The 16,812-nt window shown below is 66.8% G+C and carries 17 protein-coding genes; 6 read left to right on the forward strand and 11 right to left on the reverse strand.

Features of this window, described 5'->3' with window-relative positions:
* Positions 1-108: 108 nt before the first annotated feature.
* The 5 genes from Q8Z05_RS01045 to rsgA form a co-directional block, all read right to left on the reverse strand.
* The gene (locus tag Q8Z05_RS01045; RefSeq protein ID WP_305941694.1) at positions 109-1,065 is read right to left on the reverse strand and encodes an ABC transporter substrate-binding protein; all 957 of its coding nucleotides are present in this window, start codon (positions 1,063-1,065) and stop codon (positions 109-111) included.
* Complete coding sequence (locus Q8Z05_RS01050; protein ID WP_305941695.1) at positions 1,062-1,808, reverse strand: ABC transporter permease; 747 nt, start codon at positions 1,806-1,808, stop codon at positions 1,062-1,064. Before Q8Z05_RS01050 ends, Q8Z05_RS01045 begins: the two co-directional genes overlap by 4 nt.
* Positions 1,805-2,515 (reverse strand): ABC transporter permease, encoded by a 711-nt coding sequence (locus Q8Z05_RS01055; RefSeq protein WP_305941696.1) that lies wholly within the window; start codon positions 2,513-2,515, stop codon positions 1,805-1,807. The genes Q8Z05_RS01050 and Q8Z05_RS01055 overlap by 4 nt, the downstream gene beginning before the upstream one ends.
* The gene (locus Q8Z05_RS01060) at positions 2,515-3,615 is read right to left on the reverse strand and encodes an ABC transporter ATP-binding protein (RefSeq protein WP_305941697.1); all 1,101 of its coding nucleotides are present in this window, start codon (positions 3,613-3,615) and stop codon (positions 2,515-2,517) included. The genes Q8Z05_RS01055 and Q8Z05_RS01060 overlap by 1 nt, the downstream gene beginning before the upstream one ends.
* A gap of 237 nt (positions 3,616-3,852) precedes the next feature.
* Complete coding sequence (gene rsgA, locus Q8Z05_RS01065; RefSeq protein WP_371745906.1) at positions 3,853-5,037, reverse strand: ribosome small subunit-dependent GTPase A; 1,185 nt, start codon at positions 5,035-5,037, stop codon at positions 3,853-3,855.
* A 327-nt stretch (positions 5,038-5,364) separates the two neighbouring features.
* On the opposite strand from rsgA, the gene Q8Z05_RS01070 reads away from it, so the two are divergent.
* Positions 5,365-6,426, forward strand: coding sequence for a pirin family protein (locus Q8Z05_RS01070; RefSeq protein ID WP_305941698.1), 1,062 nt, complete (start codon positions 5,365-5,367; stop codon positions 6,424-6,426).
* 49 nt (positions 6,427-6,475) lie between these two features.
* Here Q8Z05_RS01070 and Q8Z05_RS01075 read toward each other — a convergent pair whose 3' ends face one another.
* Positions 6,476-7,462, reverse strand: coding sequence for an N-acetylglucosamine kinase (locus tag Q8Z05_RS01075; protein ID WP_371745907.1), 987 nt, complete (start codon positions 7,460-7,462; stop codon positions 6,476-6,478).
* A 36-nt stretch (positions 7,463-7,498) separates the two neighbouring features.
* On the opposite strand from Q8Z05_RS01075, the gene Q8Z05_RS01080 reads away from it, so the two are divergent.
* Positions 7,499-8,548, forward strand: a complete 1,050-nt coding sequence (locus Q8Z05_RS01080) for a nitronate monooxygenase (protein WP_305941699.1) — start codon at positions 7,499-7,501, stop codon at positions 8,546-8,548.
* Between the two features lie 35 nt (positions 8,549-8,583).
* On the opposite strand, the gene Q8Z05_RS01085 is transcribed toward Q8Z05_RS01080, so the two are convergent.
* Positions 8,584-9,567: a LysR family transcriptional regulator gene (locus tag Q8Z05_RS01085; RefSeq protein ID WP_305941700.1), complete on the reverse strand. Its 984-nt coding sequence runs from the start codon at positions 9,565-9,567 to the stop codon at positions 8,584-8,586.
* Positions 9,568-9,665: 98 nt separating this feature from the next.
* On the opposite strand from Q8Z05_RS01085, the gene Q8Z05_RS01090 reads away from it, so the two are divergent.
* The gene (locus Q8Z05_RS01090; protein WP_305943448.1) at positions 9,666-10,955 is read left to right on the forward strand and encodes an MFS transporter; all 1,290 of its coding nucleotides are present in this window, start codon (positions 9,666-9,668) and stop codon (positions 10,953-10,955) included.
* On the opposite strand, the gene Q8Z05_RS01095 is transcribed toward Q8Z05_RS01090, so the two are convergent.
* Entirely contained in the window at positions 10,952-12,115 is a 1,164-nt protein-coding gene (locus tag Q8Z05_RS01095; RefSeq protein ID WP_305941701.1) for a trans-sulfuration enzyme family protein, read from the reverse strand. The two genes, Q8Z05_RS01090 and Q8Z05_RS01095, sit on opposite strands and share 4 nt — an antisense overlap.
* A gap of 132 nt (positions 12,116-12,247) precedes the next feature.
* Between Q8Z05_RS01095 and Q8Z05_RS01100 the strand changes: the two genes are divergently transcribed.
* Positions 12,248-12,751: an Lrp/AsnC family transcriptional regulator gene (locus Q8Z05_RS01100; RefSeq protein ID WP_305941702.1), complete on the forward strand. Its 504-nt coding sequence runs from the start codon at positions 12,248-12,250 to the stop codon at positions 12,749-12,751.
* 44 nt (positions 12,752-12,795) lie between these two features.
* Here the strand turns inward: Q8Z05_RS01100 and Q8Z05_RS01105 are convergent, their stop codons facing one another.
* From Q8Z05_RS01105 to Q8Z05_RS01115, 3 genes are all read right to left on the reverse strand, one after another.
* Complete coding sequence (locus Q8Z05_RS01105; protein WP_305941703.1) at positions 12,796-13,035, reverse strand: 2-nitropropane dioxygenase; 240 nt, start codon at positions 13,033-13,035, stop codon at positions 12,796-12,798.
* Positions 13,032-13,796, reverse strand: a complete 765-nt coding sequence (locus tag Q8Z05_RS01110) for an ArsR/SmtB family transcription factor (RefSeq protein WP_305941704.1) — start codon at positions 13,794-13,796, stop codon at positions 13,032-13,034. Before Q8Z05_RS01110 ends, Q8Z05_RS01105 begins: the two co-directional genes overlap by 4 nt.
* A gap of 83 nt (positions 13,797-13,879) precedes the next feature.
* Positions 13,880-15,121, reverse strand: a complete 1,242-nt coding sequence (locus tag Q8Z05_RS01115; protein WP_305941705.1) for an MFS transporter — start codon at positions 15,119-15,121, stop codon at positions 13,880-13,882.
* A 158-nt stretch (positions 15,122-15,279) separates the two neighbouring features.
* Here Q8Z05_RS01115 and Q8Z05_RS01120 point away from each other — a divergent pair, with 158 nt between their 5' ends.
* Both Q8Z05_RS01120 and corA read left to right on the forward strand, forming a co-directional pair.
* On the forward strand, positions 15,280-15,801 hold the full coding sequence (locus Q8Z05_RS01120) for an Lrp/AsnC family transcriptional regulator (protein WP_305941706.1): 522 nt from the start codon (positions 15,280-15,282) through the stop codon (positions 15,799-15,801).
* A gap of 6 nt (positions 15,802-15,807) precedes the next feature.
* Positions 15,808-16,803 carry a magnesium/cobalt transporter CorA gene (corA, locus tag Q8Z05_RS01125; RefSeq protein WP_305941707.1) on the forward strand — a complete coding sequence of 332 codons (996 nt, stop codon included), beginning with the start codon at positions 15,808-15,810 and terminating at the stop codon, positions 16,801-16,803.
* Positions 16,804-16,812: the final 9 nt, after the last annotated feature.

The raw sequence follows: 16,812 nt of genomic DNA on the forward strand, positions 1-16,812 counted from the left end.
CCATATGGAGGATGTACTTCTGCTGAGACGTGACTCACAGCAGGAGCAACGACGGCGCCCGCCGGACCTCCAAGGGTCCGGCAGGCGCCGTCGTGGTGGTGGCTGCTGCTATTTCACCAGGCCCTTGTCCTTGAGCCAGGCGGCGGCCGCATCCTTCGGGTTCTGCTTCTGGCTGCCGCTGACGGCACGGTTGAGGTCGATCAGGTCTTCCGTGGTCAGGATCCTGGAAACAGAGTTGAGCGCTTCCTTCGCCTTGTCCGTCATCTTGGCCTTGTTGTACAGCGGCAGGACCTGCTGCGCGATGAAGTTGTTCTTGGGGTCTTCCAGGACCACCAGGTCGTTGTCGGCAATGGCCGGCGTCGTGGTGTAAATGTCCGCGACCTGGACCTGGTCCTCCAGCAGCGCCTTGACCGTGATGGGACCGCCGCCGTCGCTGAACGGTTCCAGCTTCTTGGGCTCGCAGCCGTAGTTCTTCTTCAGCCCCGGCAGGCCGTAGGCGCGCTCGGCGAAGGTGGCCGGAGCTCCCACCACCAGCTCGTTGCAGACCTTGGCGAGGTCTTCGATCGACTTGAGCTGGTACTTCTCCGCCGTCGCCTTGGTGACCACCATGGCGTCCTTGTCTTCAGCCTTGGAGGCCTCCAGCACAGCCAGTCCCTCGGGCAGCTTGGCCGGCAGCGCCTTGTAGATCTCCTCGGCCGAAACCTCGGCCGCTTCCTTGTCCACGTGCAGCAGGAGGTTGCCGCTGTAGTCCGGAATGACATCCACGGAGCCGTCCTGCACAGCCTTGAAGTACACTTCCCGGGACCCGATGTTGGGCTTGGTGCTCGCGGTGACTCCGGCTGCATTCAGTGCCCCGGCATAGACCTCGGCAATAATCTGGCTTTCGGGGAAATCGGCAGAACCGATGACCAGCGCGGAGCCTGATCCCGAACCGCCGGTCGCGGGCGCGCTTCCCAGCGGATCCGACCCGCCGCCGCAGGCGGACAGCGCCAGGGCCAGTCCGACGCCGGCGGCCAGGCCGCCGAAGGCGCGACGGCCCAGGATACTAGGGTGGGTTTCCTTCATGATGTACCTCCTTGAACAACAGGCTCCGCGGACACGGGGTCTGTGAGATTGGCCGGTGCCTGCTGGCTCCGGCGGGGCATGGCAGGGGCTCCCCGCGACAGGAACAGCCTCTGGAAAACGGCGAGCACAAGATCGACGGCGATTGCCAGCGCTGCGATCAGCAGCGAGCCGCCCAGCATCTGCGGAAAATCGGACAGCACCAGGCCGTCGAAGAGGTACCGGCCCAGGCCGCCAAGGTTGATGTACGCCACCACCGAGACGGTGGCGATCACCTGGAGCACGCCGGTCCTGAATCCGCCGAACATCACCGTGAGGGCATTGGGAAATTCGGCCCGGAACAGCACCTGCAGTTCGGTCATGCCCATGGCACGGGCCGCATCCACGACGTTCCGGTCCACGCTGGCAATCCCGGCGTACGTGCCTGCGAGCAGCGGAGGAACGGTGAGAATCACCAGGGCCCAGATCGGTGGCATCAGTCCGATACCGGCCAGGAGGACGAAGAGCGTCAACAGGCCAAGGGTGGGCAATGCCCGGAGCGCGCCCGCCAGGGCAACCACCGCCACCCGGCCGCGGCCGGTGTGGCCGACGTAAAGGCCGATGGGGACGGCTATGGCCGTAGCGATCAGCATCACCAGGCCGGTGTACTGGAGGTGCTCGGCCAGCCGTGCGGGAATGCCCGTGCTTCCGGTCCAGTGCAGCGGGTCGCCCAGCCAGGCGAACGTATCCGTAAAGACGTTGCTCATGCGGAGGCACCCCCGGTCCTGACATCGGACAACCGCTCCGCCGCCGAAGGGAGATCGGTTTTGTCCGTTCGGGCTGCCGCCCTGGTCCAGGGGGTCAGAAGCCGTTCCAGGAGTACCAGGACCGCGTCCATCAGCAGCGCAAGGACCAGAATGGCAATTATCCCGACCATCACTTCCGTAATGAAGCCACGTTGCAGCCCGGAGGTGAAGAGCATCCCGAGGTTCCCGATGCCCAGCAGGGCGGCCACGCTCACCAGGGAGATGTTGCTGACGGACACCACCCGCAGTCCGGCGAACAGCACGGGAAGGGACAGCGGGAGGTCGATCTGGAGGAAACGTGCAGCGGGCTTGAAGCCCATGGCGACGGCGGCCTGGCGGAGGTCTTCATCCACGGAGTCGAAGGCGTCGAGCGCGGCCCGCACCAGGAGGGCCACCGCGTAGATGGTGAGGGCAACGATGACGTTGACCGGGTCCAGCACCCTGGTTCCCAGGATTGAGGGGAGGATGATGAATAGGGCGAGGGACGGAATCGTGTACAGCAGTGACGTCGCCGTAACCACCACGGAACGCAGGGTCCTGTTCTGCCGCGCGAACTGGGCCAGCGGAATCGAAAGCAGCAGGCCGAATACCATCGGCAGGATGGCCAGCACCAGGTGCTGGCCGGCCAGTTCGAACACCCGTCCGCTGTTGGCCAGGAACCATTCCATCAGAGGGCGCCCTGCCGGACCAGCCGGGCCGATTCAATGACGGCAAGCACCTCATCCGCCCGGAGGACACCGGCGAACCTGCCGTCGGCGTCAACGGCCACGCCCAGGCCCGACGGCGAGGACAGTGCCGCGTCAAGGGCACGCCGGAGCGTCTCGCCTTTCCGGAACAGCGAGCCGCCGGGGATGAGCGCGGACCCCGCACCAGGGCTGGACCAGCCCAGTGGACGGGACTCCGCATCCACCACGAGCAGCCAGTCGCCGCCCCCCGGAGCCGCCGTTCCGGATACGAGGTCGCTGTGGCTGATCGTTGGCACGTCATGCAGGGTGACGGCGTCGGACGGGCTGAACGCAAGGTGGCGGAACCCCCGGTCCTTGCCCACGAAGGAAGCCACGAAGTCGTTGGCCGGCGCCCGGAGGATCTCTTCGGGCGTGGCGTACTGCGCCAGCTTGCCTCCCGTGGCAAACACGGCAACTTTGTCTCCAAGTACAGTGGCTTCGTCGATGTCGTGGGTGACGAAAACGATGGTCTTGGCCAGGTCCCGCTGCAGGCGGAGGAGCTCCTGCTGCAGTTCGTCACGCACCACGGGGTCAACGGCGCTGAACGGTTCGTCCATCAGCAGCACGGGCGGGTCAGCCGCGAGCGCCCGTGCCACGCCGACCCGCTGCTGCTGGCCGCCGGACAGCTGGGAGGGGTAGCGCTTTCCGAGTACTGAAGCCAGTCCGACGACGTCCAGCAGTTCCTCGGCGCGCTTGCGCGCTTCCGTTTTGGAGACGCCGTTCAGCCGCGGAACAGTGGCGATGTTGTCCACGACGGAGCGGTGGGGCATCAGTCCGGAGGACTGCATCACGTAGCCCATTGACCGCCTCAGCTGCGCAGCAGGCACCGAGGTGACGTCCTTCCCGTCCACGGTGATGGTGCCCGACGTGGGCTCCACCATGCGGTTGATCATCCGCAGGGAGGTGGTCTTCCCACAGCCGGACGGACCCACAAATACCGTAATAGAGCCCTTGTCGATGGACATGGTGAGGTTGTCCACGGCCGGCTGCCCGCTCTGGTACTGCTTGGTGACGCTCTGGAATTCGATCATGGCTTCAGCCATTTCCGGGCTTACCTAACTGTTGGCGGCAACATCGGACGGTCAAGCCGGAAGATCATAAGCTTCCTGATTTTCGGCTGTAAAGCAGGGTACACACAGCGTAACCAGCGGCATCGACAAAGTCAGCGGTACCGCGGCTACCGTAAGCATTCGGTGACCTTCGCCTGTTGGATGGGTGGCGATGCCGGACTGCGTCATTTCCCGAACCCCCGGCACCGCCTCCTTCATCCCCGCGGCGGTTCACCTTCGCTTCCGCTTACCCCGTTTCCCGTCGCCGCCGGTGCGGTCGCCGGCCTCCTCCTGCCCGTAGCGTTCGGCCGCACGCTGGCTCTTGCCGGCCACCACAACCTTCTGGTGCCATTCCCGCTGGTAGGCCCGACGGGCTGCTACATCGTGCCGGCGGTTGAGCGCCGCGAGCTCACGCTGGAGCTTCCGGTAGCTCTCCCACCGGCGCTCCTCGAGGGTTCCGTCAGCGAGCGCCGCCTGGACGGCGCAGCCGGGTTCGCGGTCGTGCGCGCAGTCAGCGAAGCGGCACCGGCTGAACAGTCCCTCGAGATCGCCGAACATCTCGCCCATCCCGTCGTCCGCGTCGAAGAGCCCGAATCCGCGGACGCCGGGGGTGTCCATCAGGACAGCTCCGCCGGGCAGCGGAACAAGCTCCCGGGCAGTGGTGGTGTGCCTGCCTTTGCCGTCGCCGGAGCGGACGGGACCGGTGTCCTGGGCGTGATGCCCGGCAAGGGCGTTGATCAGCGTGGACTTCCCGGCACCGGAGGGTCCCAGCAGGACGAGGGTCCCGCCGTCGGGCAGGTGTCCGAGCAGTTCGTCGAGGCCGTCGCCCTGCTCCGCCGATGTGGTGACCACAGCGACGCCGGCGGCCTGGAGGATGACCTTCCCGACGACGTCGTCCGCGATATCGGCAAGGTCCGCCTTGGTGATGATCACCAGCGGGGTGGCCCCCGAGTCCCACGCGGCCACCAGCGTCCGCTCCAGCCGGTTGTGGGTGAGCGGCCGGTCCACGGGGACCACGACACCCACCACGTCGACGTTTGCGCCCAGCACCTGGGCTTCCGAGGACGCTTCGAAGGCCCGCTTGCGGCTGAGCGCCGACTGGCGGGGCAACACCGCAATGACGGCGGGCTCGCCTGCTGTGTTGACGCCGAGCCACACCCAGTCACCGGTGGCGGGGATGTCGCCGTGGACCGGGTAGGGCAGGTGGCGGAGCTCCGCGGCCCCGGCGATCAGGACCCTGTTGCGGTCGACGCGGACCACCCGCCCGGGGCTCTCTCCGCCGGGGACCGGGTGGGCAGTGAACAGTGCAGCCGTCCGTGCTGTGAAGCCGTAGTGCACGGGCCCGGCCATCGCCGGAGCTGACTGGTTGGTTACTGAATTTTCTGCGGCCAGCACGTGGCCTGAAGTTGTTTTCAATGAAGAACCTCTGGTGAGGCCCCGTTGGCACGGACTCCGTTGTAGTTCAGCGCTAAGCAGCTGCTGGAAGTCAGGACGTGCGTTGAGCCGGGGCAGGGTAAATGACGTTGCTGGCGCTCGTGGCGCGCCGGAATATTGCAGTCATCATCTCCACCTCCCCCGTCTCTGCGGTCATGGCTTTCGAAGCCAGACGGTCCGCTTCGCCGGCGCTTTCGCCGACGGCTTTTCAAGGGTAAGCCGACGGGTGCCGGGTTGGCTAGGGGCTGGAGTTAGGCGTTCGGGGTCGGGCGCTGCCGGTAATCCGTTCTTCGGCCTAGAGTTGGGTCTGTGACGAACCTTGAAGTGAGCCCCAAAGAAGAACTGTGCCCGCCGGGACAGCCCGGAGGCTACACGGGAAACGGCCCGTGCCTGCAGTTGTGGCCGGCACGGGAAGTTCCGCTCGGAGGCGTACGTGCCATGAACGTCTTGCGGACCCTTCCGCAACGGGGCCTCCCCACCGTTGGCGCATGGTGCTTCCTTGACAGTTTCGGCCCGGACCGCATCGCCATGTCCGTCCTGCCGCACCCGCACACCGGCCTGCAGACAGTGACGTGGCCGCTCGCGGGGAACATCAGGCACCGCGACAGCGTGGGCAGCGACGTCATCGTGCGTCCGGGCGAGCTCAACATCATGACGGCGGGCCGTGGCGTCTCCCACTCCGAGTTCGCCGTGCTGCCGCAGCGGCCGGCTCCTGGCACGGAGGGCGGGGCCGGAACGTCCGACGCCGGAACGGAGCTGCCGCTGCAGCGAGGCCTGCAGTTGTGGGTCGCCCTTCCGGACGGCGAGCGCCACCGGGCCCCGGCGTTCGAGCAGCACCGCGACCTCCCGGAAGCGGGCGGAGACGGCTTCACCGCAACAGTGATGGTGGGGAGCTTCGCCGGAGTGGCATCTCCGGCCACCATGTATTCGCCGATTGTCGGTGCGGACATCACCTGCACCGGAACCGTCACCCTGCCTCTCAACCCCGAGTTTGAGCATGCAGTGCTGGTGCTCGACGGCGGCATCACCCTCGACGGTCAGGACGTCCCGCCGGGCCCGCTGGGCTACCTCGGCACGGGCCGCCGCCGCCTGGAGCTTGAGGCGCTGCCGGACACGCGATTCATCCTGCTGGGCGGGGAACCGTTCGAGGAGGAGCTGCTGATGTGGTGGAATTTCGTGGGCAGGACGCACGATGAAGTGGCACAGGCCCGCCAGGACTGGGAGGCGCAAGGGGACCTTCCGGACCCGGACGCAGAAGCCTCACGGTTCGGGCTGGTCCGCGGACACGGGCCGGAGGCCGGAACCGAAGCCGGGCGCATTCCTGCTCCTCACCTGCCGGGTGTCCGGCTCCGCCCCCGTACGCGTTCCTGACGGACCCGCTGCTGACGGACCCGCTGGGGGCCTTGGCGAAGCCCGGCAGCTATTCCTGCTCGGCCACCAGTTGCAGGACGCCGAAGACGGGATCCTGTTCCAGGACACGAACATCCGTCACGCCTTCGGCGGCCAGGCTGCGCTTGAAGGAATCCTGCAGCCGCACAACATTCATGCCGAGGCCGCTGCCCAGGATCACCGGCCCCTGGATTCCCAGTTTCCTGAGCGCCTGCGCGGCCAGGCCTGCGAGGTCCCTGCCTGCCTGCTCAACAAGCGCCTGGCTGGGGGTGTGGCCTGCGTCGGCCGCCTCCACCACAAGGCGGGCCTGTTGGGCCCAGTAGCGGCGCCCCGTCTCCGGGGAGTGGAAAAGCGCTATCAGCTTGTTGGGATCATCGATGTTGCAGGACCGCAGGAGTGCCGTGGTGAGTTCGTCGGGTTCTAGGCCCTGGTTCATGCGGCGAAGGCTGTGCCGGACAGCTTCGCGGCCAAGCCAGTAACCGCTGCCCTCGTCACCGAGCAGGTAACCCCAGCCGCCGGCCCGGGCCTCCTCGCCGCGGGCATTCTTGCCCCACGCCGCGGAGCCGGTCCCTGCAATGACCGCAACTCCCGTGCTTGCGCCGCCGGCCGCCAGCAGCAACCGGGAATCGTGGACCACCGTGATTTTCGCGCCGGGAACATGGGGGGCTATCAGCGCCGCGAGTGCAGCTGCGTCCTCGTCCGTGTCGATGCCCCCGGCACCGGCGTACACCTGGGCGATCTCCCCACCGCCTATCTTCGCAAAGAGCTCAGCCAGGTGAAGTGCCGCCTCCTCCCGGCTGACATTCTGTACATTGGAGCTGCCGACGCTTTCGTCAGCCACCGCCTGTCCGTGTTCGAAGCGGACGCCGCGCGTTTTGGTGCCGCCGATATCCAGTCCGATTACCGCGCCGGACGTCGCAGCCGGCGGTGCGGCGGGCCTGGCGTCAGGCCGGTCGGCGTGGACACGGCCGGTGGAAGGAACAGAATCCGTTGCCGGCAGGTTGTCAGAATTAGTCACGAGAACAGACTACTGATTCGCTACAGGGAGCAGGGAATGACAGGCGCCATCTTCGGGACACCAATTATCGCGGCACCCATGGCCGGGGGCACGTCGACACCCGGGTTCGTGCAGGCCGTGGACCGGGCCGGAGGACTGGGTTTCCTCGCCGCCGGGTACAAGACCGTGGAATCCATGCAAACCGACATGCGCGAGGTCCGCTCGGCAGGTGCCCGCTTCGGCATGAACCTCTTTGTCCCCGACCGCTCACAGCTGGATCCGCCGCCCCTCGTCAGGCAGCAGCTCGAGGATTACCGGCGGAGCCTCGAAGCGGACGCCCGCCAGTACGGGGTGGTTCTTCCCGGGCTCCGGCTTGACGACGATGACGAGTGGCAGGGCAAGATCGACGCCCTGCTGGCGGATCCGGTGGAGTTTGTCAGCTTCACTTTCGGGCTCCCGGGGCAGGCCGAAGTAAACGCGATCAAGCGCGCCGGCTCCACCGTGGTTGCCACGGTCACCGGCACGGCGGAAGCCGTGCTGGCGGCAGACCGGGGCGCAGACGTCCTCGTTGTCCAGCACGGCAGCGCGGGCGGCCACAGTGCAGCATTCCTGCCTGCGGGAAGCACCTCGGACTCCCCCGGCCCCGCGACGACCGCGGAACTGCTCGCCGCTGTGCGCGCCGTCGTCGGCCTTCCCCTGGTCGCGGCCGGCGGGATCATGGATTCGGCCGGCGTGGCCGCAGTATTGGCTGCGGGCGGAACGGCGGCGCAGCTGGGCACGGCATTTCTGCGCAGCGACGAAAGCGGCGCGCGCCAGCTCCACAAGGACGCACTCGCCGGCCAAGGCTTCACGGAGACCCGAATGACGCGGGCCTTCACCGGCAGGCAGGCGCGGGCACTGGTTAATTCCTTCGTCAGGGACCATGAAGATGCACCGGAAGGCTACCCGGCCATTCACCACCTCACCGCTCCGATCCGTGCGGCGGCGGCCGCGGCGGGCGATCCCGAGAAGCTGAATCTTTGGGCGGGAACGGGCTGGCGGCAGGCAGCCGCCGGCACTGTCGCCGCTATCATGGACGGCCTGCTCGCGGCGGCGGCTCCGTCCTGATCGTGTGCGGCGGCAGGTCCCGGTCCTGCGCCGGGTCAGCCTCCGGACCGTGCCCGGATGAGTCCCGCAAGCAGTGCCGGCCCCTCGGCCAGGACCATTTCCCTGAACAACCCGACCTGGTCCGGCTCGGAGTCATGGCCGCTGCGGCGTTCACGCCATGCCAGTCCGATTTCACGGAAGGCGAGTCCCGAGTCCAGCGGCACCTCCACCCAGCCAAGGTTCCCCGTATCCGGAGTTACCGTCCGGCCGGGAGCCTGGCCGCCGGACGGCAGGATGCTGACGCCAAGCCCGGCGGACACAAGCCCCCGGACCGTGTGGGAGTCCTGGCTTTCGAAGGCGATGCGCGGGCGGAAGCCAGCCTCGCGGAACAGGACATCCGTCAGGGAGCGCATGCCGTAGCCGTGCCCCATCGCCACGAAGGGATCGTGCCTGATGTCCTCAAGCCGCGCGCTCTTCCGGCCGGCCAGCGGATGTTCATGGTGCACCACCAGCCGCAGCGGTTCCCGGTACAGCGCAGCTGAGCCGATGCTGCGGCCCGCGGTGGCGACGGGCGCTGTCAGGGCAAGGTCGGCCGTCCCGGCCGCGAGTTCCGCGAGGCAGCCGTCCCGCGCACCCTGGCTGAGGTCGAATGCCGTCTGCGGGTGGCGACGGTGGAACGCGTTGATCAGCAGCGGCAGCGTCGCCTCGCCGAAGGTGTGCTGGAATGCCACAGCGATCCTGCCCCGCACCACCTCGGATTCGTGCCTCACCAGGTCCAGCCCGGTCCGGAATTCGTTGAGCGCCGCGTCGATATAAGGCAGCAGTGCTTTGGCCGCGGGCGTCAGCCGGACTCCCCGGCCATCGCGGATGAGCAGTTCGGTGCCCACCACGGCGCTGGCGCGGGCGAGTGCCCGGCTGACGGTGGACTGGGGCATGCCCAGCAGTTCTGCTGTTTCGGTTACGTGCTGGGTACGCCCCAGTTCCGACAGGACGGGAAGCAAGGGCAGCAGCTGCGCGAGCTGCTTGTGCTCAATGTCCATCCTCGCCTCTCCTGCAACTGATCCGCCAGCAGCATCTGTTTCATGTAAATCATGCATTGGAAGCATGCGATCCGTCGATCTACGCTGGCTTAATGCACATGCTGCCAACGCAGGACAATCCACAACCTGAAGCGTGGGCGGGCCATCCGAAGGGTTCGCCGGCCTACGGACGGCTACTGGCGGGGCTTGCGTTCGCCGGAGTAGCAACCTTCGCGCAGCTCTATTCCACCCAGGCCGTGCTGCCGATCATGGCCTCGGACCTGCAGATCTCGGCGGCCGAAGCGGCGCTCACCATCTCCCTGGCCACGGTAGGGCTCGCCGTCACCGTGATCCCGTGGTCATTCCTGGCAGACCGAATCGGCCGGATCCGCGCCATGACCCTGGGGATAACGGCCGCGACCGTACTGGGCCTGCTGGTTCCTTTGGCCGCCACTTTTCCAGTCCTGCTTGGCCTGAGGTTGCTCGAGGGCATGGCGTTGGGCGGGATACCGGCAATCGCCATTGCCTACCTGAACGAGGAAGTCCACAAGGCGCACGCCGCCTTGGCCGCCGGAAGCTACGTCGCGGGCACCACGCTGGGCGGGCTGGCAGGACGGCTGGTTGCGGGTCCCGTGGGCGAACTGTGGGGGTGGCGGGCCGCAGCGTTGGCCGTCTCGGTCCTGGCCGCCGTTGCCGCCGTCCTGTTCCTGCTCCTGGTGCCCAAGGCGCGCGGCTTCACGCCCGCACGCGCCAGCGGATTCCGCGGGGCGGCCAGGACGCTGGCCGGCCATCTCCGCAATCCCCGCCTGCTGGCCCTCTATGTGCAGGCGTTCCTGCTCATAGGCGGCTTTGTTGCCGTGTACAACTACCTCGGATTCCGGTTGTCCGGTGATCCGTTCGGGCTGCCGGCCACGGTGATCAGCCTCATCTTCGTGGCATACCTCTCCGGGACGGCGACCTCCCGGCTGTCCGGCACCCTCACGCTGAGGTTCGGACGGCGCACCATCCTGCTGGCCGGTATTGCACTGATGGCCGCAGGCCTGGCCCTGACATTAACGCAATTGCTGGTGCTGATCCTGGCAGGACTCCTGGTTTTCACCGGAGGGTTCTTCGCGGCCCACAGCATCGGGGCAGGCTGGACCGGCGGAATCGCCGCCACGGGAAGGGCCCAGGCCGCCTCGCTGTACAACCTGGCCTACTACCTTGGCTCCAGCGCGATCGGATGGGCCGGCGGCCTGGTGTTCCAGTCATTCGGCTGGACTGCCCTGGCCCTGACGGTCATCGGCCTGGCATGTACGACGGCGGTGATCACCGCCGTCGTACATCCGGCGTCAGGCGCCGGTCAAACGCGCACAAGGCAAACGCGCACGGGGGAAACGCGCACAGCACAAGACGGGCAGGCCAGCTAGCGCGTTCCCTCGATGGCCTGTTTAAGGTCCGCCACAATATCCGCGGCGTCCTCCAGTCCCACGGACAACCGGAGCAGCCCGGCATGGGGCTTTGCCTCCGCGGCAACGGGCCGGTGAGTCAGGCCGGCCGGATGCTGGATGAGGGTGTCGACACCGCCAAGGGAGACGGCGTGGGTGATCATCCGGACTGCTGCCGGGATCCTCTCTGCATGCCCGGCACTGGCCAGCTCAAACGCCAGCAGGGAGCCCGGACCTGACATCTGCGTCCCCACCAGTCCCAACGGATCGCACTCGGGAAGCCCCGGGTAATGGACCGCCTTCACAAGTCCGTGCCCGGCCAGGGCCGCGGCAACCTTGTGGGCTGTGGCCTGCTGCGCACGGACGCGCACGGGAAGCGTGGCCAGGCCGCGGTGGAGCAGATACGCGGGCCAGGGAGTCAGGATGCCGCCGGTCACGGCCCGGACCTGGCGGAGCCGCCTGGTCCACTCCGGCGAAGCCGCCACCACCCCGCCCATGGCATCCCCGTGGCCGCCGAGGAACTTGGTGGCACTGTGCAGCACCAGCGTGGCACCGTGAACCAGGGGCTGCTGGAGCACAGGGCTCGCGAAGGTGTTGTCCACCAGGAGGGGGACGCCGTCAGCATCCCGCACAAGCTGCGCGATGTCCACGAGTTCCAGGCTGGGATTGGCGGGCGTCTCCACGATCACCAGTCCCGTGTCCGGACGCAGGGCCGCGCGGACCCCGGCTGCGGTGGTAAACGTCACCTCGGTACCCAGGACGCCCGAGGCGAGCACGTGGTCGCTCCCGCCGTACAGCGGCCGCACCGCCACCACGTGCCTTTTGCCCGCCGCCACTGTCGCGAGCAGGACGGCCGAGAGCGCAGCCATCCCCGTGGCGAAGGCCACCGCCTCCGGCGCGCCTTCCAGGAGGGCCACGCCCTCCTCGAAGCGGGCAACGGTGGGGTTCCAGAGGCGCTGGTAGACGGTGCTCTGGCCCTCCAGGTGCATTCCGCCGGTGGCCATCTGCTCGTACGCCCGGCCACCGTCCTGCACGGATGGAAGGGGCGCCGTGGTCGACAGGTCGATCGGCAGGGCGTGCACGCCTTGTTCGGTCAGGCCGCTGCGGCCTGCATGGACAGCCAGTGAATCGGGAGAAAGCACGGGACTCCTTTGAATTATTCGCCATTGAATCCGGCAAGTATCTGGCAATAATTCGGAGTTTTACAGGGCGGATGAATGGAACTGTCGAAAAGTGGAGTTTATGATGAACTCATAACACCTTGAGGAGGCCCCGTGAGTAGCGGTGCGAAGAATATTCGGCTTGGCTCGGGAACTGAGCCGCTTGACGCCATCGACGAGAGGCTGCTGGCAGCCCTCGTGGACGACGCCCGGATCTCGAACAAGCAGCTGGCCGAGCTGGTGGGCATTGCCCCGTCCACTGCGCTCATGCGCACCCGGGCTTTATCCGAGCGCGGCATCATCCAGGGCTTCGAAGCAAAACTGAGCCTGTCCGCCATCGGGCGCTCCGTCCAGGCGCTCATCGCCGTCCGGCTCCGCGCCCACGACCGCGAACAGATCGACCGGTTCACATCCCGGGTACCGCGGCTCCCGGCCGTGCTGTCCACTTTCCACACGTCCGGTTCGGTGGACTACCTGCTGCACATTGCAGTCGCAACCACTGAAGACCTGCGGGACTGGGTCCTGGACAACCTGGCGACCGATCCCGTGGTGGGCCACACCGAGACCACACTGGTCTTCGAACACATCCAGGGCAACCACGGGCCGCTCCCCGACTGAACCTGCGCGGGTTCCGCCCAGATTCCGCGGTTCCTGCCGGACCCCTAGTGCCAGATGTAGAGTCCGGAATGCGCGGCGCCCATGATGTCGCTCCGCAGCACGTCCAGCTGCTCCCGGCGGAGGGCCGCAGCGCGTTCCTGCTGTGCCCAGTCGGAGAGGACGACCCGCCGGCGTTCGGCCCAACGGACCAGTGCGGCGCCCAGCCTGGCCGCAGCCGACTCGACGAAGGTGAACCGGCGGTAAGGGCTGCAGGCAGCCGAACCGGTGGCGAAGACTGTGCTCATGGCGCTGTCCTTTCAGGACGTTCTTTGGGTGTGCGTTCGGAATTGTGCGTTCCGCGGTAGTGCGTTCCGCGGTTGTGCGTTCCGCGTTCCGCGGTGCGGCCCCGGCCGCCTGCCGCGGCGGGAACGCCGAGGATGGGGAAGGCATTGAGGTGAACCTGGACCGGGCGGGCGCCTTCCTGCTCGCCTTCGTTCCTGATGTCCTCCAGCAGGCGATGGCCGTAGGCCTCCAGCGCACTGGTGTACCTCGCCAGCTGGTCCGCCGTAAGCCGCGCATTGGCAGTGCTGATCAGCGACGCATGCAGCCATTCGGCATCGAGGCTTTCACTGCCGTGCGCCATGAAGTCTGCCAGCACGGCCTGCCTGCTGTGTTCAAACTCCCGCGTGACCAGCCGCGAGGCCTCCTCCGTGGCCGGAGAAGTTGCCAGCTCGGGCGACGTAATCTGGATAGCCCCGCGGGGACGCTCCCACCATCGCTCCCGCGCCGTGCCCTTGCCTTCCACTTCCCTGACAAAGTCGTGCTTCGCCAGCTGGCGGAGGTGGTAGCTCGTGGATCCGCTGGACTCGTTAAGCAGCTCGCCCAGGCTGCAGGCCGTCTGCGCCCCGTAGCGGGAGAGCATCTCGAGGATCTGCACCCGCAACGGGTGCGCGAGCGCCTTGAGCGAGGCCGTATCTACGCGGCGAACCGGAAAGGGTGCATCGGGGGCGCCATCCGGGAACTGGGCCGCTCCTGCCGCTGATGCCGCCTCTGCTGAACTATCCATGCCTCAAAACTACGCTTGCAAAGAAACCTTTGCAAGCGTTTCTTTGCAACCATTTCTTTGCAACGCTTCGTTGGCATTGTTGGTCAGGCGGGTTTGCGGAGCGCGGCTGCCAGCGTGACGCCCGCCAGAGCGAACGCCATGATCGCGCAGAGGACCACGAATCCGGCGACCGCCACCTGCAGGCCATACGCCGCCGTCGCAATTCCCAGGCCGATCACCGGAAGGGCGCTGCCGAGGTAGGTGATCACGTAGACCGTGCTGATGATCTGCGCATGACGCGACGCCTCGACTTTTGCGGCCACATCGTTGAACACGGTGCGGAAGGACACACCCTGGCCCACGCCGGCAGCCAGGCTCGCGGCAATGAGCAGCCACGGGCTGGACCAGGCGGCGGCAGCGGCAATCAAGAGTACCGATACGGCCAGCACGGAAAGTCCGGCCGGCACCACAAACCTCCCGCGGACGGCCAGCAACTGGCTGAGGGCGGATGCGCCGAGCGTCAGACCGGCAAGGACGCCGATGAGCGGGCGGGAGTCGGCGTCGACGATCCGGGCAAAGTAGCCGGGAGCCAGCGAGAGGCAGAAACCGAAGACGGTGAAGCTCAGGAACCCCACGGCGGAGGCCAGCCAGAAGGCGCCCCGGGCTTCGCGCGAGACGGACGGCCTGCGGGGCCTGAGCACTTTCAGCGGCTGCGGGCCCGCAACAGCGGTAATGGCCGGCCGCGCCTTGAGCAGGTAGAGCGGAACCAGCATGGCGATGAGGACGAACGAGTGGAGATAATACGGCGTGGACGTTGGACCCGGCAGCAGGGACAGGATTCCGCCGATGGCAGGACCGGCAGCCACTCCCCCGGCCGATGCCAGCAGGGTGAAGCGGGAAGCCCAGTCGGGGCGGGCCGGCAACAATTCGCGCAGCGCCGCGGAACTGGCGCCGGTGGCCAGGGCGACGGCGACACCCTGGAGGGCCCGGCCCGCGGACAGCATCGCCAGGCTGTCCGCGTTGGCAAAGACCATGCCCCCGGCCAGTCCGACCACCACGGCGAGGAGCAGCGCGGCCCGGCGGCCGATGTGGTCGGACCAGTGGCCGGCCAGCATGAGCGTGGACACCAGCGTCAGGACGTAGGCGGAGAACGCCACAGTAATGCCGAACGGCCCGATGCCAAGATTCGCCTGGATCAGCGGATACAGCGGGGTTGCGAGGTTCGCGCCCACCAGCAGCGTGAAGATCACCACGCCGGCCATCACCAGCCGCGCCGTGGTGGAAGCGTCCCATGCCCAGCCGCCGGCGGTGGCCGGACGCATGCGGAGTTCGCTGAAGACAGTCATGTGCGTGCCTTTGCCTGCCGTGCCGGTCCCCCTGTTCCTTGTGAAAACAGCCGCGGGCCCGGCGAAAGAATTGATATCTCGATGATGGGCCAAAGTTGAGCCAGGCGTAGAGATTTCATGACAAAATTGAGCAGAATAGTCAATGATTCTTGGAAAACATGAGCCGGAGTGACGATTTGAACAGCCTGGACAGCACAGACCTGAAGATCCTCCTGGAACTGATCCGGGATCCGCGGGTCCAGATCGGCGAACTCAGTGATTCCCTGGGCATTGCCCGCAACACAGCACAGTCCCGCATCCGCCGGATGCTCCGCTCGGGCCTGCTGCACGACGGCGGGCGGGAAATCGACCTCGAGGCGGTGGGGTACGACGTCGTCGCTTTCGTGACGATCGAAGTCACCCACCGGGAACTCGACGGCGTGGTGGGCGCCTTGCGCCTGATCCCGCAGGTCCTGGAGGTCCATGAGATTTCTGGCCGCGGCGACGTCTGGTGCCGCGTGGTGGCGACCGACACCCACAACCTGCAGACGGCGCTGCGCTCGATACTCAGGATCAAAGGTGTGATCCGAACTGAAACTGTCCTTGCCCTCCACACGCACATCCCGTACCGGACCGAGCCGCTCATCAGCCGGCTCGCCCACAGCGGGGCGGAGGCGGCAACACGCAAGTCACTGGGATAATGGCACGTGACCATCATCGACAACGCCGTGTATGTGAACGGCCACCGGACCGCCGAGCCACACAACCTTGAGCAGACGTTCGAGACGCTGGCAGACCATGGCGGCATGGCCTGGATCGGACTGTACCGGCCCACAGAGTCCGAAATGTCTGCGGTCGCTGAGGAGTTCGGACTCCACCTGCTCGCTGTCGAGGATGCCATTTCGGCCCACCAGCGTCCCAAGCTGGAACGCTATGACGACGTCCTCTTCACCGTGCTCCGCCCTGCGCGGTACCTCGACGAAACGGAAACGGTCGAGTTCGGCGAACTGCACGTCTTCACGGGCAAGAACTTCGTGATCACGGTCCGGCACGCGGAGACAGCCGGCGTGGCCCAGGTGCGGCAGCGGCTGGAGGGCCGTCCCGAGCTCCTGTGCCACGGCCCGGAAGCCGTGCTCTACGCCCTGATGGACCAGGTGGTGGACGACTATGTTCCCGTGGTTGCCGGCCTGGAGAACGACATTGACGAGATCGAGGACCAGCTGTTCAGCGGGGATTCCGCGGTCTCACGCCGCATTTACGAACTGGCCCGCGAAGTGATCCAGTTCCAGCGGGCCATCCATCCGCTGCCGGGAATGATGCAGCTGCTCCGGCGCGGATTCGACAAATACGAAATAAACACGGACCTGCAACACCACCTCCGCGACGTCGAGGACCACGTGGAACGGCTGATTTCCCGCGCCGACACCTTCCGCGACATCCTCCAGAATGCGCTCACCCTGGACGGCACGCTGACCGCCAACCGGCAGAACGAGGCAAGCGCCAAGCAGAACGAGCAGGTCAAGAAGATCTCGTCCTGGGCGGCAATTTTCTTCGCGCCGTCCTTCGTGGCCGGGGTCTACGGCATGAACTTCGACCACATGCCCGAACTGCACTGGACACTCGGGTATCCCCTGTCGATCGCCATGATGGCGGGGACGGCGGCTCTGATGTACGTCATTTTCAAACGCAAGGGCTGGCTCTAGGAGCCATGG

This window comes from Arthrobacter oryzae, assembly GCF_030718995.1.
Classification (GTDB): domain Bacteria; phylum Actinomycetota; class Actinomycetes; order Actinomycetales; family Micrococcaceae; genus Arthrobacter; species Arthrobacter oryzae_C.